We start from the raw sequence: 18,263 nt of genomic DNA, 5'->3' as shown, positions 1-18,263 counted from the left end.
GCAGGCCACACGCCTAAACTGCCGGCCATGCGCGTCTTTTCCGCCCTGATGTTTTCTGCCGTGGTCGCGCTTCTGGCGGGTTGCGCCAGCCCGCCGCCTGCCCATTTGCGCGGCAAGCCGGTGGTGGTGTATCCGGAGTTGAGCACCGACCAGTCGTCCGACATCGCCGTCCACGCGCTCGGCCTGGTGGGCACGCCCTACCGTTATGGCGGCAACACGCCGGCCGGTGGATTCGATTGCAGCGGCCTGATCGGCTACGTGTATCGCAGCCGGGCCGGTGTCTCGCCGCCACGCACGGTGGGCGAGCTGGCGGGTTTCGGCCGGCCCATCGAGGCCGCTGAGCTGCGCACCGGCGACCTGGTGATCTTCGGTGTCGGCCGGCCCAGCCATGCGGGCATCTATGTCGGCGAAGGGCGCTTCGTGCATGCGCCGTCCACCGGCGGCGCGGTGCGGCTGGACCGGCTGACTTCGACCTATTGGGCCCGCCAGCCGACCTCTTATCGCCGACCCTGAACCTTGCCGGCGAAAGGCGGTCAGGCCGTTTTGGCCATCTTCGCCTGCAGCTGGTCGAATTCCGCCGCAAACCGTGCGCCGGGGCGCGCGGCGCAGCGGTCCACCCAGGCATCGATCACCGGCACGCCAGGTTTGCCGAACCAGGCGTAGGGCGATGCCAGCAGCAGGTCGACCGCGGTGAAGCGTTCGCCCAGCAAAAAGTCGTGGTCGCCCAGCGCGGCTTCCAGACGGGCATGGATTTCCGGGTTGCCGCGGAAGGTGTATAGCAGGGCCGGATGCGTGATTTTCAGGGTGTCGAGAATGATCACCGGCTCCATCACGCCCGCATACCAGGCAAACCAGCCGAGGTAGGCGCCGCGTCGCGGGTCGTCGTGCGGAATGTTCAGCTCGCGCGCCGGGAACAGGTCGGCCAGGTGCTGGAAGATGGCGATGGTCTCGCCGATGCCCACGCCGTCCTGCACCAGGTAGGGCACCTTGCCTTCCGGATGCGGGTTGTGCGGGTCGGCCTGGCCGGTGCCGTCCTGGCGGCGGACGTTCACGATCTCGATGTTCACCTGGTCGAGTGCATCGAGTTCCTTGAGCAGGGCGACGGCACGGGTCGAACGGCTGATGGGGGCGTGGAAAAGGGTCAGCATGAAAGGCTCCTCGGGTTGTGTCTGCTGGATGGGACAGCTGCTAATCTAGCCAGCCCAACTGCCAATTCCTGTCAGCTACCCGATGGCCCGTTCCGATCGTCTTTTTCGCCTGCTGCAGGCTTTGCGCACCTTGCCGGCGCCGGTCACCGCGGCCCGGCTCGCAGAAGAAACCGGGGTTTCGGTGCGCTCGATCTACCGCGACATCGAGTCGCTGCGGGCCAGCGGCGCCGACATCGGCGGCGAGCGTGGCTACGGCTACTGCCTGATCGAGGACGGCACGCTGCCGCCGCAGATCTTCAACCGCATCGAGATCGAGGCGCTGGTGCTGGGCCTGGGCGAGGTGCGGCAGCTGGGTGATCCTGCGCTGGCGGATGCGGCCGCCGCGGTGCTGGCCAAGGTGGCCGCCACGCTGCCTTCGGTGGCGCAACAGCATCTGCTGCATGCCGTGTCGCAGGTGCACCGCTTCGACCAGCGGTATCCGGCACTGCCGGACATGCGGCTGATCCGGGAGGCCTGCTGGCGTGAAGAGTCGTTGACGCTGCGCTACTGCGACCGCAACGGGCAGGTCACCGGCCGCAGCATCTGGCCGCTGGCCATCGTCTACCTGGACCGGGCGCTGGTGCTGCTGGCCTGGTGCTGCCTGCGCGAGGGGTTCCGCCAGTTCGTGGTCGAGCGCATCGTCACCGTCGAGGCGGAAGGGGCGAGTTTCCGGCCGCGCCGCGTGGCGTTGCTGCGCACTTACCTGACCGAACTGACGCAGCGCTGAAACGCCGGTCGCAGGCTCATACGCCTTCGCCGCGCATGCAGGCCTTGCCGGCTTCGGTCAGGCGGATTTCCGCGCCTTCGGAAGTGGCGGGCACGGTTTCACCGGTGCCCGGCCTGACGGCTTCCACAAAACCCCGGCCGATGAAATATTCGAGGATGTCCGGCGGCAAGGGAGTGCCGTGGGACACATCGCGCATGGCCGCCTGGGCCTGGGCTTTGGGCAACATGACGGGTTCTGGGGAGTGGTGGGTGCGGCGATTTTGCGGCGACCGGCTTGGCGGCTCAACCGGGTCCGGCCAATGACCGGACGGCCGGGTCACCGACCGGTGTTCCGGGCACCGGGCTGCGGGGGCCGTAATGCCGCACGGCGCCGCCGAGTTCGACCGCGCCGATGTCCGGCGCCTTGCCGGCAAAACCGTCGTTGATGGTGGGCAGCGGCACGCCCGCATCGACCAGCTTCGAACCGGCCGAAGGCGTGAAGTCGAAGTCTTCCGGCGCGTAGATGCGCTGGATGTCTGCACGGTCGGGCGGCGACAGGCGGATGAAGTCGGCATAACCGATTTCGAGGCTGTGGCGTTCCTGGCCGCTGGTGTCGGTCACCTCTCGCAGCGTCTTGAACGGTCGTTTGACGACCGGTTTCGTCCAGTCCCTGCCAACGTCGAAAGGTGGCGTGTTCCATTCATGGCCGTGCGGCGCATCGGCACCGAAGGCCAGGGCGTTGTAGTCGGACCGGCCGTGGTTCGAATAGCTGCTCAGGCGCAACAGGGGCAGCGCCGGTTTCACCGCCAGGATGGCGTTGTTGGCCAGGAAGAGGTTGGCCGAATCCATCTGCACTTCCCCGACGAAGGTGTTCTGGTACAGCACCACGTTGGCAGCGGTGCTGACCTTCATGACGCCGCTGGTGGTGGTGTTGTAGACCAGGTTGCGGAAGAAATAGACCGGCCCGCCGATCATCGGCGTGGCACTCAGTGCGCCGGCGATGCTGTTGAAGCAGCGGTTGTCGAAAACCCGGATGTTGTGCGCGCCGCCATCGCTTTCGATGCAGTTGTCGCTCATGTTGAAGATGTCGTTGCCGTGGAAGTCGATGGACACCGGCACGCGGTCGCGTTTCTCCAGGCCCTTGTCGTCCACGTCGGGGTCGCCATAGGTGGCGACGTCGATGCCGTCGTGCCAGTTGGCGATGTAGTTGTAGGCGACGACATGGCCCTGGCCATAGAGCTTGACCGCGTATTCCGAGCCTTCGGGGCCGCCGAGTTTTTCCGGGAAGCCTGGCAGCTTTTCCCAGGCGGCGCCGATCCAGCCCATCATCTTCTGCGGGTCGTGGCGGCCGATGAAGCTGTTGTCGGCGATGTAGAAGTTCTTCGAGCCCGACCAGTCGGCCTGCACACCCCGGCCGATGTCGTAAAGGCGCGAATGCTTGAGGGTGAAACCGCTGCTGCCGGCGATGTTCTTCAGGCCCAGCAGGAACACCAGGTTGGCATTGCGGAAGGTGATGCCCTCGAAATAGTGGTAGTTGGCGCCCATCAGGTTGAAGAAGGTCTGCGCGCCGTCGCCGTCGAAGATCACCTCGCCGTCGCCGGCCGCCTTGATGGCGATGGGTTTTTCGGCGGTGCCGCTGGCGGTCAGGTAATAGGTGCCGTCGAACAGGGTGCTCAAGGCGTTGTAGCCGGGGTGGGGCAGTCCGTTGAGGTAACGCACCCGATCCGACTGGTAGGTTCCGGCATGCACCAGGATCGTGTCGCCCGGCACCACCCGGGGCGGGAACGTGCCCTGAAAGTCGGAACTGGCCGCGCCCTGGTAATAGGCCTCCATCAGGCCGGTGAAGGCTGGTTCCTGCTTCACGCCCGTCCAGCCGATGGGGTACACGTGGTAGACCTTGCCGCCGGCGGCGGGCATGGGTTCGGGCCGGGTGCGGACGGTGGTGGTGACCGTCTTCCTGCCGGAGACGCCGTCGGGGTCGGCCAGGCTCAGGCGCACCTGGTAGCTCGTGCCGGGCGCCAGGTCGAAGATGCTGCCGGCGAACATGTCGGGGCTGGTGTAGCGGTTGGGGTCGGGGTGGAAGTCGGCGCGTGGCGGGACCAGATTGCCCACCCGTTCGCCCTGCAGCCGCAGCAGCGGCAGTGCCTTGCGCCAGGCGTTGCTGCCGACCTCCCGGTAAGCGACTTCGACGGACGCGTTACGGTTGGCGTCGCCCTGCATGCGCCATTCGAGGCCGATGGATTGCAGCGTGGGTGGTTCCACCCACAGGTCCTGCGGCGTGACGCGGTCGGCAGCGTTTGCCAGACTGGAAACCAGGCCCAGGGCGCAGGCCAGCGAACCGGCAAGGAATCGCCGTGCGGATTTTTTGGGGAGTGTCATCGGTGCGTCGTGTCCAGCCGAGGGATTGATGTGGGTCCATTCTGCAGGGAGCCCGGTTTTCGTAGGTGTTTTCCCTTGACTACGTGCCGCAAGACGTTTCCTTACATCCAGTGCGGTTTGCGATACGTATCTTGCGTGCGGCACGGCGAGTCGGCTGTACGACTGTGCTTGCACCACCACTCCCAATGCGCAATCCGAGGAAAAAATGAAATTACACAAGTCTTCCCTGGCCTGTCTGCTGCCCCTGTCGGCGGTGTTTCTTGCGGTCGCCGTCCCGGGCATCGCATCCGCTTCGAGTCATCGGGAGGCTCCCTACATCGCAGGCCAACCACGGGTCGACGCCAGTGATTTCTACATGTTCAACAGCTACGAACCCGGACGTGCCGGTTTTGTCACGCTGATCGCCAATTACCAGCCGCTGCAGGCTCCGTACGGCGGCCCCAACTACTTCCAGATGGATCCGAACGCGCTGTACGAGATCCATGTCGACAACAACGGCGACGGCCGTGAAGACGTCACCTTCCAGTTCCGGTTCACCAACACGCTCAAGGGCATCGCCCTGCCGATCGGCTCCAAGGGCGTGCCGATTCCGCTGATCCAGGCCGGCGCGGTCAGCGCGCCCAACGCCGCCACGCTCAACGTGAACGAAAGCTACACCGTGACCATGGTGCAGGGCGATCGCCGCACCGGCTTGCGCGCCGCCGTCACCAATACGGCGGGCGGGTCTGCCACGTTCGCCAAGCCGGTCGACAACATCGGCACCAAGACCATCCCCGACTACACAGGCTACGCGGCCCAGCACATCTACAACGTCAACATCCCGGGCTGCGGCGTGGGCAAGGTGTTTGTCGGACAACGCAAGGATCCGTTCGCCGTGAACCTGGGCGTGGTGTTCGACCTGGTGCATGCAGATGCCGCCACGCTGACCGATTCGAGCAAGATCAACGCCGCGCCCAACTCGCTGGACGGCGTGAACGTCACATCGCTGGCGCTGGAAGTGCCGGTCAGCTGCGTCACTGCGGCCACCGACCCGGTGATCGGCGGCTGGACCACGTCCAGCGTGCGCCAGGGCCAGCTGATCGACCCTACGCCGGTGGCCGGACACATCACCACACCGAAGCCGGGTGGCGCGTGGACCCAGGTTTCTCGCCTCGGCCAGCCGCTGGTCAACGAACTGGTGATCGGCCTGCCCATGAAGGACCGTTTCAACGGCAGCAAGCCGTCGGGTGATGCACAGTTCATCGACTACGTGACCAACCCGACGCTGCCGGCGCTGCTGGACATCGCGCTCGGCATCAAGGCCGCGCCGACCAACATCCCGCGCAACGACCTGGTGACCACCTTCCTGACGGGTATCAAGGGCGTGAACCAGCCGCTGAACCCGACGCCTTCTGAAGTGCTGCGACTCAATACCTCGATCGCCGCCACGCCTGCCGCATCGCAGGGCCGGCTGGGAGTCGCCGGTGGCGACAACGCCGGCTACCCCAACGGCCGTCGCCCGAAGGACGACGTGGTCGACATTTCGCTGGCGGTGGTCGAAGGCGGTCTGTGCGTGCTGAACGGCACCGGCAACAGCCTGCAGATGGGTGCCGCGTGCAATCCTTCCGCCGTGCCGCTGGGCATGACCGCGCTGAAGCTGCATGACGCGGTCGACCAGGCTGTCGTCCCGCTGCTGGGCACCTTCCCGTACCTGTACACGCCCACCCCCGGTGCCCAGTAAAGGCACAGGCAAACAATGCAAGGCATGACCATGAAGAAGACCCAAGGAAACCGGTACGCCGCGCTGGCCGGCACCGCCCTGGCGGCATCGATGCTGCTGGCGGGTTGCGGCGGCGGCGGTGGCAACACCATGACCACGCAAAGCGTGCCCGGCACGGTGGATGCGCCGCTGGTGCCGGTGCCGGCCAGCGCCAGCAGCTCGGTCGCGTCGATGATCGCGTACCTCAAGTCGCTGGTGAGCGATGAGACCTCGCCGCCGCTGGACGTGACCAACTTCGCTCCGCCGAAGCCCGACGACCAGGACTCGACCGCGCTGTAATGTCGACTGCGACACGGCGCTGGTCCGCCCTTGGCGCCGTGTCCCTCCTGCTGGCGCTGACCGCGGGGGTGCATGCGGCGCCCCTCGTTCCGACGTCGGACGACGAGCTGATCGAAAAACTGCCTGCCAGCGCGCTCGCGCGCCGGCAGGCCAGCCGCGATACCGGCGCTGCACGCGGTGCGCGTCCGATGGACGCCATGCGGGCGGTGACAGAAGCTCGCGCACTTCTGGATGTGGCGCGGTCCGATGGCGATCCGCGAGCTGCGGGCCAGGCTCTGGCGCTGCTGGCCCCCTGGCAGGACGACCCCCGAGCGCCGTCCGCCGTGATGCTGATGCTGGCCACGGTCGAGCAGTTCCTTCATGCGTTCGATCGCGCATCCAGCCGGCTCGAAAGACTGGTCCGGCTCGACCCGCGCCAGCCGCAGGCCTGGCTGACACTGGCGACGTTGCGCCGCCTGCGTGGCGATTACCGGGCCTCGGACGAAGCCTGCCACGCGTTGCTGGGCCTGGGTGTGGCCCTGCACGGCCAGGCCTGCCTGGCGGAAAACAAGGCCCTGCGAGGCGACACAGACGCTGCACGCACCGTGCTGCTGGCATTGCTGAAGACCACCGCAGACCCCGGCAGCCGCAACTGGCTGTTCACCACACTGGCCGAAGCCGAACAAAGGGCCGGTCACCCCCGCCAGGCCGATGCTGCCTTTGCCGGCGCGCTTTCGGCCGCCGACGACGGCTACACCGTCATCGCCTATGCCGATTTCCTCATCGACCAGCAGCGCCCGCAGCAGGCGCTGAAGCTGCTCGCCGGCCAGCCGCGCAGCAACGACGCGGTGCTGCTGAGGCTGGCCATCGCCGGCCGGGCAGCCGCCACGCCGCAAGCCGCTGCCGATGTCGCCGAGCTGGGCGAACGGTTTGCCCAGGCGGCGCTGCGCCCCGGCGGGATCGACGGCCATGCGCGTGAACACGCGATGTACTGGCTCCATGTGCGGGACGATCCCAAGGCCGCGCTGGCACTGGCTGGGCAGAACCTGCTGCTGCAGCGGGAACCGATCGATCTTTTGCTGTATGCCCGCGCCGCCAGGGCCGCGGCTGCACCAGCCTGCCGGACGGCTTTGCTCGACCTCCAGAAAACCATGGGCCTGAAGGACCGCCGGCTCGATGCACTGCCATGAACGATCACCTGCCATGCGCGGCTTGAAACGGATGCTCCGGCTGTTGCTACTGGCCTGCCTGTGCTGGGTCGGCGCGGCCCAGGCCCACAAGGCCAGCGATGCCTATCTGCAGTTCGACAAAACGGGCGACGACCGCCTGCACCTGCGCTGGGACATCGCCCTGCGTGACCTCGACGCGGTCCTGCCGATCGATGCGAACAGCGACGGCGATTTGCGCTGGGGAGAAGTGCGGCAGGCCTTCCCGGCTATCGACGCCTATCTGCTGCCGCACCTGCAATGGCCGGCTCGCTGTGTGCCGTCCGTGCCGCAACATGGTCTCGAACGTCGCAGCGATGGCGCCTACGTCGTGCTGCAGATGGAGGCCGGCTGCCCGCTGACGCCGGACTTCGCCATCGGCTACACCCTGTTCGCCGACATCGATCCCACCCATCGCGGACTGATGACGGTCAACATGGGCGACGGCGAACCCCGTGTGGTGCCGCTCGACCCGGCGCACCCGTCGACCGTCGATTCGCAGGCCGGCGCCGCGGAGGCCGCCGCGCCGGCCTCTTTCGTCGCCGAAGGCATTCACCACATCCTCACCGGCTACGACCACATCCTGTTTTTGCTCAGCCTGCTGCTGCCGGCGGTGGTGCGCCGGGAAGGCGCGCACTGGGTGCCGGTCGGCCGTGCGCGCGATGCATTGGCGCCGGTGCTGGGCGTGGTGACGCTGTTCACGCTGGCCCACTCCATCACGCTGGCGCTCGCGGCTTTCGGCCTGGTTTCCCTGCCATCGGCGTTCATCGAACCGGCGATCGCCGCAACCATCATCGTGGCCGCCGCAGACAATCTGCGCCCGGTCTTCGGCCGCCTGCGTTACCTGGTCACCTTCCTGTTCGGCCTGATCCACGGATTCGGTTTTGCCGGCGCGCTGCAGGAAATGAACCTGCCGCCGCTGGCGTTCGCCTGGGCGCTGGTCAAGTTCAATCTCGGCATCGAGACCGGGCAGCTGGCGCTGGTGGCCGTGGCGGTGCCGCTGCTTTTCGTGCTTCGCCGCTGGTCGGGATACCGGCCATACGTGCTGCAGGGCGGTTCGGTGATCGCCGTCGTTCTGGCCGGCATCTGGCTGGTGGAACGGGTCGGCAATGTGGTGATCCTGCCGTGGACACCGTGACGGCCGTCCCGGTGTTTCCGGCCCGTTCGCTTCAGGCCGGATCCATCTCCAGGCGATTGCGGCCACGCTGCTTGGCCTTGTAGAGCTGTCGGTCCACCGCGTCGATGAAAGCCAGCGGGCTGTCGTCGCTGGTGGGCACCAGGGTGCCGATGCCCACGCTGACGGTGAGCAGGGGCGCGACGGGAGAGGCCGCATGCGCGATGGCGGCGTCGGCCACCGCCTGGCGGCAACGTTCGGCCACCGCACGGGCCGCTTCGGCGGTGGTGTCCGGCAGCACCAGCACGAATTCCTCGCCGCCGTAACGTGCCACGAAGTCTTCGTCGGCCCGTGCCGCGGAGGCCAGCGCCGCAGCCACCTGTTTCAGGCTTTCGTCGCCTTGCACATGGCCGTAGCAGTCGTTGTATTGCTTGAAGAAATCGATGTCGAAAAGCACCAGCGACAGCGGCCGCGAAAGGCGCTGCGCCTGGTTCCATTCGTGTTCGAAAACGCTGTCGAACTTGCGGCGATTGGCCACGCCGGTCAGGCCGTCGCGGAAGGAGAATTCTTCGAGCTGTTTTTGCAGACGCAGAAGTTTCTGCTCGGTCTTCTTCTGTTCGCTGATGTCGAACATGAAACCCACCAGCGACAGCACTTCGCCGGCCTCGTTGCGCACCACGTGCACCACGTCGCGGATCCAGACGTATTCGCCGCTGGAGGTGAGCGCCCGGTAGTCGGCTTCGTGGTCCACACCCGACTGCGATTGCGATATGCAGAAGTTGACCACCCATTCGCGGTCTTCCGGGTGCATGCGGGCCGCCCAGTCGTTTACCGTCATCCAGCTTTCGGGTGTCCAGCCCAGCAGCTTCTGGATCTGCGGCCCGACGTAGGCGAAGGTGGCGGTCGCCCAGTCGATCTTCCAGGGGATGGCCTTGGTCGATTCGAGCAAGGTGCGGTAGACGTCGTTGTCGGGTTCGATGGTTTTCACGGGACGGGCCTGACGTTCTGGCGTTTGGGGCAACTGTGCGAATGGCGCGGCGGATTATCAGGGGGGCGCGTGTCGGTGGTGTTGGTTTCGTGGACCGTGGTGCGAGCTTCGGATGCACCCATGCAAGGCTTGGGCCGGCCGCCTAAGTTCGCCGACCACTCTTCCACTGATGAATGCAACCATGTCTTTTCCATATGCCATGAACTGGGTTTACGGCAGCAACTGGCCTGCGCCTGTCCAGCAGCTTCACGCCCAGCGCCCGGTGCACATGCCCTTGCCGATGCCGATGCAGGCTGTGCCGGTGGCGCCGGCGGCCAACCATTTCTTTGCCGCAGCGCCTTCTTATCCCGCGAGCAACATGCCGGAAATGTGGACCCGGCTGGGACCTTTCATCGCGCAGTCGCCCACCCTGCGCAGCCAGTTGGCGCAGTTGTCGCAGGCGGGCTGGACGGTGCAATGGACCCAGACGCAGGGATGTTTATGCGATCCGGAAAAACACCAGATCATCATCAACACGGCCTTGCCCGATGCCGTGGTGATGCAGCACCTGGCACACGAAATCCGCCATGCATTCGAAATGCCGGTGGACGTCTGGTCCCATGCCAGCGACGTGCAATACGCCTCGGCCAAGATGCGCAACGAAGCTGTCGCGGTGGTCAATCACATGCAGGTGCGTTCCGAGATATTCAAAGCCTCCGGGCACGACATCGGTTATTCGCAACCCGACCAGGCCTATTACGAAAACGCCCTGAATTTCGGTCGCTGGCATGGCAACGAAGAACGGACGCTTCAGCACATGCAGCGTCTGATGGCGTGGGAGGTGACCGGCGTGCACCACCGCCCCTATTGGGAGGTTTATGTCAATTTCTGGCGCATCAGCCGTGGGCTGCCATCGGTTTTCGTGCCGCAAGCCATGTGCGAAAGCCAGCGTGCGCAGGCATGGGCTGCGCTGGCCAGTGAAATGACCGCCCGCTGAGCCGCTTCAGCCGACCCGGTTGAACCACCACAGGGACAGCATCGACGCGGCCACCGCCAGTGCCGCCGCCACCAAAGCGAAAAGTGCCGAAATCTCGGTCTCGTGTTTTTCGACCGTCAGCCGCGAACTGAGGGTGTCGTAGATTTTCTTCAGGTCGGCGGCGGTGCCGGCGTAGAAATATTCGGCCTGGGTCTTGGTGGCGATGGCCTTGAGGGTTTCTTCATCGAGCTTCACCCGCATCGACCAGCCCTCGAACCCGATGGTGTCGCCATCGCGGGTACCGACGCCGACCGTGTAGACACGCACGCCGCGGTCGGCCGCGAGCTGGGCGGCTTCGAGCGGGTCGACGCCGGTGGTGCGCTGGCCGTCGGTCAGCATCACGATGGCGGCCGAACCGTAGGAGCCTGGCGGCACCGGTCGCGGCGGGGCGGCAGCGGGCTGGCGGCTCTCGTCGAGCGACATGGCGCCGTTGGTACTGGGGCGGTTGGCGCCCAGCGCGGACATCTCGATGCCGGAATTGGGAAACAGGGTGGCCAGCGCCATCACGATACCGTTGCCGGTGGCGGTGCCGCGCTGCAGCTGAAAACTGTCGATGGCTTTCTCCAGGTCTTCACGCGACTGCGTCGGCAGCTGAGCCACCTGCGCGCTGCCGGCAAACGCCACGATGCCGACCCGCACCCGGCGCGGCAGTTCGGCGATGAATGACTTGGCCGCCTGTTGCGCCGCCACCATGCGGTTGGGCTGGACGTCGGTAGCGCGCATGCTGGCAGAGACGTCGATGGCCAGCATGATGGTCTGCTCCTGCAGCGGCAGGGCGATGGTGGCCACCGGCCGGGCAGCGGCCAGCAGCATGGCGGCCACTGCCAGCAGCATCAGCAGCGGCGGCAGGTGACGGCGCCAGCCCGGCCCCTTGCCCACCGCCTCGCGCACCAGCGACAGGCTGGCGTACTGCACAGCCAGCTTGCGGCGCCGGCCCAGCATCCATAGGTACAGCGCCACCAGCAAGGGCAGTAACAGCAGCAGCCACAGGAATTGCGGCCACAGGAAGTCGGGAGTCGGAAGCGCGTCGATCCAGCGACGAACATGGCTCAGCCACGATGCCATCAGGCCGGAGAAGGAGGAGGGCGTTGTCGGCTGGGTCGGCATCGGGATCTTCAGGCGGCTTGGGGCGGCTTCAGGCTGCGTGCGCCGGCGCCGGCAGGCGACGGGCGCGGCGGCGGCGCAGGTCGGCAAAACGGGCGATGGCGTCGGGCAGGTCGCAGGCGGTGGTGAGCTCCAGCGCGTCCGCACCGGCGACGGCGAAACGTTCGCGCATCACCTGCTCGCGGGCGGCCGCGGCGCGGGCGAAACGCTGTCGGAACATCCGGTCGTGGGTGTCCACCAGCAGCTGTTCGCCGGTTTCGGCATCACGCAGGGTGAGCAGTCCCACGTCGGGCAACGATTGTTCGAGTGGATCGACCAGCCGCACCGCGATCACATCGTGCCGTTCGGCCAGCCGTGCCAGAGGCCGTTCCCAGCCGGGAGGACTGATGAAGTCGGACACCACGAACACGGTTGAACGGCGGCGCAACCCACGGCCGGCGGCCTGCAACCAGCCGGCCAAGCCTTCGTCGCCGGCCACCGGCGGCAGGCGTTTTTCCATCTGTTGCAGCAAATGCATGACCTGCGCGCGACCACCGCGTGCCGGTAGCCAGCCGGCATTGCCGCTGCCGCCGAGCAAGCCGCCGACGCGGTTGCCGTGGCGGGTCAGAAGGCGAGCCATCAAAGCGATGAATTCGGTCTGCAGCACCCGTTTGGTCCGCGCGGTCGAGCCGAAATCCATCGATGCGCTGCCGTCGGCGATCAGGCAGGCGCTCATCTCGCGGTCTTCGGTGAAGACCCGCAAATGCGGGTTGTCGAGCCGGGCGGTGACGTTCCAGTCGATGTGGCGCACGTCGTCGTTCGGCTGGTACTCCCGCAGGTCGGCCAGATCCAGCCCGGCACCGCGCGACAGCGTGGGAAAGCCGCCCTGCAGCAGTCCGTCGAGGCGGCGCAGGGCAGTCCACTCGACGCGCCGCAGCAGCGCGGCGGCGGACTCAGGCTGCGCGTTTTTCGTATTCATGCTGAAGAGGCTTGGGCGGCTTCGGGACCTTGGCCATCAGCTTCTCGATCAGCCCGTCCGCGGTGACGCCCTCGGACAACGCCTCGTACGACAGCGACATGCGGTGCCGGAACACGTCCGGTACCAGGTCGGCCATGTCCTCGGGCAGCGCATAGTCGCGGCCGCGCATCATGGCCAGCGCGCGCGACCCTTCGGCCAGGTTGATGGTGGCGCGCGGGCTGGCGCCGTACTGCAGCAGCCGCGCCAGGTCGGGCAGGCCGTGTTCGGCCGGGCGGCGGGTGGCGGCCACCAGGCGCACCGCGTATTGCAGCAGCGACGGGTCGACATACACCCGACGGCAGGCGGCCTGCAATTCGGCCAGCTGTGCGGTGGTGGCGACCGGCGTGGCGGGAGCGGGCGGGTGCATGGCGCGCTGCACGATGACGAACTCTTCCTCGTCGCTCGGGTAGTCGACCAAAACCTTCATCATGAAACGGTCGACCTGCGCCTCGGGCAACGGATAGGTGCCTTCGGTCTCGACCGGGTTCTGGGTGGCCAGCACCACGAAGGGCGATGGCACCCGGTGGGTTTCGCCGGCGATGGTCACCTGGCGTTCCTGCATCACTTCGAGCAACGCGCTCTGCACCTTGGCGGGCGCGCGGTTGATTTCATCGGCCAGCAGCAGGTTGCAGAACACCGGGCCCAGCGCGGTGCTGAACTCGCCCGTCTTCTGGCTGTACATGCGGGTGCCGACCAGGTCGGCCGGCACCAGGTCGGGCGTGAACTGGATGCGCTTGAAATTGCCCTGGATGGCATGCGCGAGGGTCTTCACGGTCAGCGTCTTGGCCAGCCCGGGCACACCTTCGACCAGCATGTGGCCCTGCGCCAGCAGCGACACCATCACCCGCTCCAGGAATCGGTCCTGGCCGACGACGATGCGTTTGACTTCGAAGAGCACCTGCTCCATCAGGGTGGCGGTCTGGTCGCGGGCGGATGTGTCCATGGGGGTCTGGTGGTCTCGTCGGATGTCAGAAAGGCGGCATGGCCGCGGCGGAGGCGGCGTTCTCAATCGGCACGGCAAAACCGATGCCCAGGAAAGTGCGGTGCTGCGTCGGGTTCAGGATGGCGGTGACGATGCCGACGACTTCGCCGTCCATGGTGACCAGCGGGCCGCCCGAATTGCCGGGGTTGGCGGCGGCGTCGAACTGGATGAGGTTGGACAGCTGCTGTTTGCCTTCAGGCGACAGAAATCCACGTTTCAGGCCCGAGACGATGCCCGACGACACCGAAGGCCCGATGCCGAAAGGGAAACCGATCGCCGCCACCTCATCGCCCGGCCGCAGCGATGCGGTGGTCTTGAGCGTCGCCGCGGCCAGGTCGTCGGGAATCTTGTGGGCCTGCAGAACGGCCAGGTCGTTTTCGGCCTGCACGCTGATGACGCTGGCTACGCTTTCCAGCCCGTCGGAGAAGGTAACCCGGATGTGGTCCGCGCCGGCCACCACATGCAGATTGGTGAGGATGACACCCTTGTCGACGATCACCACACCGGTGCCGATGCCGCGCTCGATCTCGCCTTCTTCCTTGGGTTTGTATTTGCCCTTGCCGATTTTTTCGCTCTTGTCGTAGGCCACCACACGCACCACGGAAGGCGCGACCTTGTCGGCGGCACGCGCCACGGCCGACGGCAGCACGGCTTTTTCCAGGGTGTGGCGCACCGCTGCGTCGATATCCTTCTGGGTGACGGCCGGAGCGGCGGGGCGGAAGGCGACTACCAGCGCCACGATCAACGCCGCACCGGCCAGCGCGGGTGTCAGGCTAAGCCGGGTGATGTGCCAGAAGCGTTGCTTTCGGAAACTTCGGGAAGTCGAGGAAATGGTTCGCCGGCCGGGCGGGGCCGAGGCGGACGGTTCGGGTGATACAGCCTGCGCCAGCACAGCATCGATCTGCGGTGGAGTCTCCGCGGGGCGTCGGGGGCTGCTGTAGAGGGCTGGCCTGCGCATTCCGAAGGTTTCCTGAAAAAGGGTTCGGGATGAAGCTGTCGTCCACACCCTAGCACGATTTGTAAGGTAATGCGCGTCCGAATGCCTGTTGCAACAGGCCGTCCGGCGCGGCTCGGGCATCATTCTGCAAATGAGTTCCTGGATCGATACCCACTGCCATCTCGATGCATCCGAGTTCGACACCGACGGCGATGCCATGCGCCAGGCGGCGCGCCGGGCCGGTGTGGCCTGGTGTGTGGTTCCGGCCATCGGCGTGTGCAATTTCGACGCGGTGACCGGCTGGGCACGACGACATGGCGATGCATATGCCCTGGGCATCCATCCGCTGTTCACCGGTCAGGCGGGCGACGACGATCTGGCGCTGCTGGAAGCGCGGCTGCAAATCAGCCGCGACGACCCGCGGCTGGTCGCCATCGGCGAAATCGGCCTCGACTACTTCGTGCCCGGACTGGACGACGCCCGCCAGCAGCACTTCTTCCGCGAACAGTTGCGCCTGGCCCGGCGTTTTGACCTGCCGGTGCTGCTGCATGTGCGGCGCTCGGTCGACATGGTGTTGAAGCATCTGCGTGAAGTCGGCGGCAGCGGCGCCGGCCGCCATCGGTGGCGCGGCATCGCCCATGCCTTCAACGGCAGCCAGCAGCAGGCGGAGACTTTCATCGGACTGGGCCTGAAACTCGGCGTGGGCGGCACCGCCACCTTCGACCGCGCCCGCCAGGTGCGCCGGGTGGTCGAAACCGTGCCGCTGCAGGCGCTGGTGATGGAGACCGATTCGCCCGACATTCCCCCTCACTGGCTGTATCGCGACGCCGAACAGCGCGCCGACGGTTCGCCGCAGGGGCGCAACACGCCGGTGGAACTCCCGGCCATCGGTGCCGTGGTCGCCGGGCTGCGGGGTATTTCCCCGGATGAACTGGCACGTGCCACCACCGAAAACGCCTACGAAGCCATGCCGCGCCTGCGTACCTTGGCCGATACGTCTTTAGGCGACACTTCCGCCCCATGAGCCGACCCACCCGCCGCACACCCACAGCACTGCCGGAAGTGCAGTTTTCCGATTACGGCGATGTCCGCAGCCTGCACCTGGGCTCGATATGGATCCAGGGTTCCATGTGGCTCGACGCGCCGGACGACATCGAACTCGAATATGTGCAGCGCATGATGGCCTGGCTGCTGTTCGTGGAGGCTCCGTCGGTGATGGGCCGCCACGCCATGCAGCTGGGCCTGGGCGCCGCTGCACTGACCAAGTTCAGCCGCCGCAAGCTGCGCATGAAGACCACCGCCATCGAACTCAACCCGGGTGTGGTGCATGCCTGCCGGGGCTGGTTCAAGCTGCCGGCCGACGATGCCAAGCTTTCGGTCATCGTGGCCGACGCCGCCGCCGAGATCAAGAAACCGAAGTGGGCCGGAACGGTCGATGCCCTGCAGGTCGACCTGTACGACGAGGAAGCCGCCGCGCCGGTGCTGGACAGCGCAGATTTCTATCGCGACTGCCGGGCCCTGCTGACCGAAGACGGCTGCATGACCGTCAACCTGTTCGGCCGCGCCGCCAGTTATGCGCGCAGCCTGGAACAAATTTCCGAAGCCTTTGGGGAGTCTGCCGTGTGGGCCTTCAAGCCCACCCGCGAGGGCAACACGGTGGTGCTGGCCCAGCGCACGCCCAGCCGGCCCGACCGCGCCACGCTGCTGGCCCGGGCCGAGGTCATCCACGCCCGCTGGGGCCTGCCGGCGCCCAAGTGGCCGCGTGTGTTCAAACCCGTCATCGCTTCCATGGCTTCCGCCGTTTGAAACCATGAAGACTCCCGCGCCCCGATCCGCCGACGCCCTGCCGATCATCGGCCCGCTGACCTGGCGGCGCATGGTCGACTGGATGCGGGAAGACGACATCATCGGCGCCGAAGAGGCCGAACGCACGATAGCCCGCTGCGCCCGCGCCGAAAGCAGCCAGGCGGCATTGCTGAGGCTGGCCAACGTGTCGGTGGTTCGGCAGTCCGACGGCAAGCCGATGGACCTGGAAATGCTCACCGAATACCTGGCGGGCAAGGCCGGACTGCCATACCTGCGGATCGACCCTTTGCGGGTGGAAGTCGGCAAGGTGGCCGACACCATGAGCGCGGCCTACGCCGAGCGCCACAAGGTGCTGCCGGTGCAGGTGACGGCGCAGGAGGTGGTGATCGCCACCGCCGAACCCTTCATCACCGACTGGATTCCGGAAGTCGAACGCCAGGCCCGTCGCAGCGTGCGCCGGGTGGTGGCCAACCCGGTGGACATCCACAAGTTCACCATCGAATTCTTCGCCCTCGCCAGGTCGGTGCGGGCGGCGCAGAAGGCGGGCGGCAACACCGGCGCGGCCAGCTTCGAACAACTGGTCGAACTCGGCAAGAGCAACCGCCAGCTCGACGCCAACGACCAGGGAGTGGTGCGGGTGGTCGACTGGCTGTGGCAATACGCCTTCGACCAGCGCGCCAGCGATATCCACCTGGAGCCGCGCAGGGAGCAGGGCGTGATCCGGTTCCGCATCGACGGTGTGCTGCACCAGGTCTACCAGATGCCGATCAGCGTGTTGAGCGCCATGACCGCGCGCATCAAGCTGCTGGGCCGCATGGACGTCGTCGAACGCCGGCGCCCGCAGGACGGCCGCATCAAGACCCGCAACCCACGCGGCGACGAAGTCGAAATGCGCCTGTCGACCCTGCCCACGGCGTTCGGCGAAAAGATGGTGATGCGCATCTTCGACCCCGACACCGCGGTGAAGGACCTGGATGCGCTGGGCTTCATGCCGCACGACGCCACCCGCTGGGAAGAGCTGGTGCGGCGGCCGCACGGCATCATCCTGGTGACCGGCCCCACCGGAGCGGGCAAGACCACCACGCTCTATTCGACCCTGAAGCGTGTCGCCACCGAGGAGGTCAACGTCACCACGGTGGAAGACCCCATCGAGATGATCGAGCCGTCCTTCAACCAGGTGCAGGTGCAGCCGCAGCTCGATTTTGGTTTCGCCGAGGGCCTGCGGGCCATGATGCGGCAGGACCCGGACATCATCATGGTGGGCGAAATCCGCGACCTGGCCACGGCCGACATGGCGGTGCAGGCGGCGCTGACCGGGCACCTGGTGTTTTCCACCCTGCACACCAACGATGCGCCCTCGGCCGTCACCCGGCTGATGGAACTCGGCGTGCCGCCGTATCTGCTGAACGCCACGCTGCTCGGCGTGCTGGCGCAGCGGCTGGTGCGCACGCTGTGCAAGAACTGCAAGGTGCCGGACGACGAGGCATCGCGCGAGACGCTGGCCGCTGCGGTCAAGCCCTGGAAACTCAACGGCCCTTATCAGCCGTACAAACCGGTGGGCTGCGTGGATTGCCGCATGACGGGTTATCGCGGCCGCATGGGGCTTTACGAATTGCTCACCGTCAGTGAAGTCTTCAAGGACCGGGTGAACAAGGAGCCGGTGATCGGCGCGCTGCGCCGGCAGGCGGTGGCGGACGGCATGCGGCCGCTGCGGCTGGCCGGGGCGCTCCGGGTGGCGGAGGGACTGACGACGCTGCAGGAAGTGCTGGCGACGACTCCGCCGCTGGACGCGCTGGAATAGCCTTTTCAATAAGGGAACCCGCCACC

General features: G+C 66.6%; 18 protein-coding genes. 10 read left to right on the top strand and 8 right to left on the bottom strand.

Translation table 11 applies throughout. The features are described 5' to 3' along the window. Positions 1–27 precede the first annotated feature (27 nt). On the top strand, positions 28–513 hold the full coding sequence (locus AC3ANW_RS17240) for a C40 family peptidase (protein WP_488342069.1): 486 nt from the start codon (positions 28–30) through the stop codon (positions 511–513). A 20-nt stretch (positions 514–533) separates the two neighbouring features. Here the strand turns inward: AC3ANW_RS17240 and AC3ANW_RS17235 are convergent, their stop codons facing one another. Further along, positions 534–1,148, bottom strand: a complete 615-nt coding sequence (locus AC3ANW_RS17235; RefSeq protein WP_488342068.1) for a glutathione S-transferase family protein — start codon at positions 1,146–1,148, stop codon at positions 534–536. An 82-nt stretch (positions 1,149–1,230) separates the two neighbouring features. Here AC3ANW_RS17235 and AC3ANW_RS17230 point away from each other — a divergent pair, with 82 nt between their 5' ends. After that, complete coding sequence (locus tag AC3ANW_RS17230) at positions 1,231–1,914, top strand: helix-turn-helix transcriptional regulator (protein WP_488342067.1); 684 nt, start codon at positions 1,231–1,233, stop codon at positions 1,912–1,914. Positions 1,915–1,930: 16 nt separating this feature from the next. Here the strand turns inward: AC3ANW_RS17230 and AC3ANW_RS17225 are convergent, their stop codons facing one another. Both AC3ANW_RS17225 and AC3ANW_RS17220 read right to left on the bottom strand, forming a co-directional pair. Then, on the bottom strand, positions 1,931–2,140 hold the full coding sequence (locus AC3ANW_RS17225) for a hypothetical protein (RefSeq protein ID WP_488342066.1): 210 nt from the start codon (positions 2,138–2,140) through the stop codon (positions 1,931–1,933). 55 nt (positions 2,141–2,195) lie between these two features. Further along, the gene (locus AC3ANW_RS17220) at positions 2,196–4,271 is read right to left on the bottom strand and encodes a hypothetical protein (protein WP_488342065.1); all 2,076 of its coding nucleotides are present in this window, start codon (positions 4,269–4,271) and stop codon (positions 2,196–2,198) included. Positions 4,272–4,476: 205 nt separating this feature from the next. On the opposite strand from AC3ANW_RS17220, the gene AC3ANW_RS17215 reads away from it, so the two are divergent. Genes AC3ANW_RS17215 through AC3ANW_RS17200 form a run of 4 tightly spaced genes read left to right on the top strand, consistent with a single transcriptional unit; the run spans position 4,477 to position 8,631 of the window. Then, the gene (locus AC3ANW_RS17215; protein WP_488342064.1) at positions 4,477–5,991 is read left to right on the top strand and encodes a DUF4331 domain-containing protein; all 1,515 of its coding nucleotides are present in this window, start codon (positions 4,477–4,479) and stop codon (positions 5,989–5,991) included. A gap of 30 nt (positions 5,992–6,021) precedes the next feature. Next, positions 6,022–6,309: a hypothetical protein gene (locus AC3ANW_RS17210; protein ID WP_488342063.1), complete on the top strand. Its 288-nt coding sequence runs from the start codon at positions 6,022–6,024 to the stop codon at positions 6,307–6,309. Between the two features lie 38 nt (positions 6,310–6,347). Further along, positions 6,348–7,478 carry a tetratricopeptide repeat protein gene (locus AC3ANW_RS17205; RefSeq protein WP_488342062.1) on the top strand — a complete coding sequence of 377 codons (1,131 nt, stop codon included), beginning with the start codon at positions 6,348–6,350 and terminating at the stop codon, positions 7,476–7,478. A 13-nt stretch (positions 7,479–7,491) separates the two neighbouring features. Then, positions 7,492–8,631: a HupE/UreJ family protein gene (locus AC3ANW_RS17200; protein ID WP_488342061.1), complete on the top strand. Its 1,140-nt coding sequence runs from the start codon at positions 7,492–7,494 to the stop codon at positions 8,629–8,631. A 31-nt stretch (positions 8,632–8,662) separates the two neighbouring features. Here the strand turns inward: AC3ANW_RS17200 and AC3ANW_RS17195 are convergent, their stop codons facing one another. After that, positions 8,663–9,595, bottom strand: a complete 933-nt coding sequence (locus AC3ANW_RS17195; RefSeq protein WP_488342060.1) for a GGDEF domain-containing protein — start codon at positions 9,593–9,595, stop codon at positions 8,663–8,665. 181 nt (positions 9,596–9,776) lie between these two features. Here AC3ANW_RS17195 and AC3ANW_RS17190 point away from each other — a divergent pair, with 181 nt between their 5' ends. Next, positions 9,777–10,571 carry a hypothetical protein gene (locus tag AC3ANW_RS17190; protein WP_488342059.1) on the top strand — a complete coding sequence of 265 codons (795 nt, stop codon included), beginning with the start codon at positions 9,777–9,779 and terminating at the stop codon, positions 10,569–10,571. Between the two features lie 6 nt (positions 10,572–10,577). Here the strand turns inward: AC3ANW_RS17190 and AC3ANW_RS17185 are convergent, their stop codons facing one another. The 4 genes from AC3ANW_RS17185 to AC3ANW_RS17170 all read right to left on the bottom strand — a co-directional run bounded on the left by AC3ANW_RS17185 (position 10,578) and on the right by AC3ANW_RS17170 (position 14,651). After that, positions 10,578–11,675 (bottom strand): VWA domain-containing protein, encoded by a 1,098-nt coding sequence (locus tag AC3ANW_RS17185; RefSeq protein WP_488345451.1) that lies wholly within the window; start codon positions 11,673–11,675, stop codon positions 10,578–10,580. Positions 11,676–11,745: 70 nt separating this feature from the next. Further along, positions 11,746–12,672, bottom strand: a complete 927-nt coding sequence (locus AC3ANW_RS17180) for a DUF58 domain-containing protein (protein WP_488342058.1) — start codon at positions 12,670–12,672, stop codon at positions 11,746–11,748. Then, positions 12,647–13,654, bottom strand: coding sequence for an AAA family ATPase (locus AC3ANW_RS17175; RefSeq protein ID WP_488342057.1), 1,008 nt, complete (start codon positions 13,652–13,654; stop codon positions 12,647–12,649). Before AC3ANW_RS17175 ends, AC3ANW_RS17180 begins: the two co-directional genes overlap by 26 nt. 25 nt (positions 13,655–13,679) lie before the next feature. After that, positions 13,680–14,651, bottom strand: a complete 972-nt coding sequence (locus AC3ANW_RS17170; protein ID WP_488342056.1) for a S1C family serine protease — start codon at positions 14,649–14,651, stop codon at positions 13,680–13,682. A 130-nt stretch (positions 14,652–14,781) separates the two neighbouring features. Here AC3ANW_RS17170 and AC3ANW_RS17165 point away from each other — a divergent pair, with 130 nt between their 5' ends. From AC3ANW_RS17165 to tfpB, 3 genes are read left to right on the top strand one after another with little or no spacing between them, the layout of a single operon-like run. After that, positions 14,782–15,654 (top strand): TatD family hydrolase, encoded by an 873-nt coding sequence (locus AC3ANW_RS17165; protein WP_488342055.1) that lies wholly within the window; start codon positions 14,782–14,784, stop codon positions 15,652–15,654. Beyond that, a complete protein-coding gene (locus tag AC3ANW_RS17160) occupies positions 15,651–16,436 on the top strand; it encodes a class I SAM-dependent methyltransferase (protein ID WP_488342054.1) in 786 nt (261 codons plus the stop codon). Before AC3ANW_RS17165 ends, AC3ANW_RS17160 begins: the two co-directional genes overlap by 4 nt. A gap of 4 nt (positions 16,437–16,440) precedes the next feature. Further along, a complete protein-coding gene (gene tfpB, locus AC3ANW_RS17155) occupies positions 16,441–18,237 on the top strand; it encodes a type IV pilus assembly ATPase TfpB (protein WP_488342053.1) in 1,797 nt (598 codons plus the stop codon). Positions 18,238–18,263: the final 26 nt, after the last annotated feature.

The sequence above is a fragment of the Xylophilus sp. PBN-3R genome, assembly GCF_057747805.1.
This window is presented reverse-complemented; position numbering and strand designations above follow the sequence as displayed.

Coding starts and splice junctions, on each gene's coding strand:
- AC3ANW_RS17240 (WP_488342069.1), top strand. CDS start 28: ATGCGCGTCTTTTCCGCCCTGATGTTTTCTGCCGTGGTCGCGCTTCTG.
- AC3ANW_RS17200 (WP_488342061.1), top strand. CDS start 7,492: ATGCGCGGCTTGAAACGGATGCTCCGGCTGTTGCTACTGGCCTGCCTG.
- AC3ANW_RS17230 (WP_488342067.1), top strand. CDS start 1,231: ATGGCCCGTTCCGATCGTCTTTTTCGCCTGCTGCAGGCTTTGCGCACC.
- AC3ANW_RS17180 (WP_488342058.1), bottom strand. CDS start 12,672: ATGAATACGAAAAACGCGCAGCCTGAGTCCGCCGCCGCGCTGCTGCGG.
- AC3ANW_RS17160 (WP_488342054.1), top strand. CDS start 15,651: ATGAGCCGACCCACCCGCCGCACACCCACAGCACTGCCGGAAGTGCAG.
- AC3ANW_RS17220 (WP_488342065.1), bottom strand. CDS start 4,271: ATGACACTCCCCAAAAAATCCGCACGGCGATTCCTTGCCGGTTCGCTG.
- AC3ANW_RS17225 (WP_488342066.1), bottom strand. CDS start 2,140: ATGTTGCCCAAAGCCCAGGCCCAGGCGGCCATGCGCGATGTGTCCCAC.
- AC3ANW_RS17165 (WP_488342055.1), top strand. CDS start 14,782: ATGAGTTCCTGGATCGATACCCACTGCCATCTCGATGCATCCGAGTTC.
- AC3ANW_RS17185 (WP_488345451.1), bottom strand. CDS start 11,675: ATGGCATCGTGGCTGAGCCATGTTCGTCGCTGGATCGACGCGCTTCCG.
- AC3ANW_RS17215 (WP_488342064.1), top strand. CDS start 4,477: ATGAAATTACACAAGTCTTCCCTGGCCTGTCTGCTGCCCCTGTCGGCG.
- AC3ANW_RS17175 (WP_488342057.1), bottom strand. CDS start 13,654: ATGGACACATCCGCCCGCGACCAGACCGCCACCCTGATGGAGCAGGTG.
- AC3ANW_RS17190 (WP_488342059.1), top strand. CDS start 9,777: ATGTCTTTTCCATATGCCATGAACTGGGTTTACGGCAGCAACTGGCCT.
- AC3ANW_RS17235 (WP_488342068.1), bottom strand. CDS start 1,148: ATGCTGACCCTTTTCCACGCCCCCATCAGCCGTTCGACCCGTGCCGTC.
- tfpB (WP_488342053.1), top strand. CDS start 16,441: ATGAAGACTCCCGCGCCCCGATCCGCCGACGCCCTGCCGATCATCGGC.
- AC3ANW_RS17210 (WP_488342063.1), top strand. CDS start 6,022: ATGAAGAAGACCCAAGGAAACCGGTACGCCGCGCTGGCCGGCACCGCC.
- AC3ANW_RS17170 (WP_488342056.1), bottom strand. CDS start 14,651: ATGCGCAGGCCAGCCCTCTACAGCAGCCCCCGACGCCCCGCGGAGACT.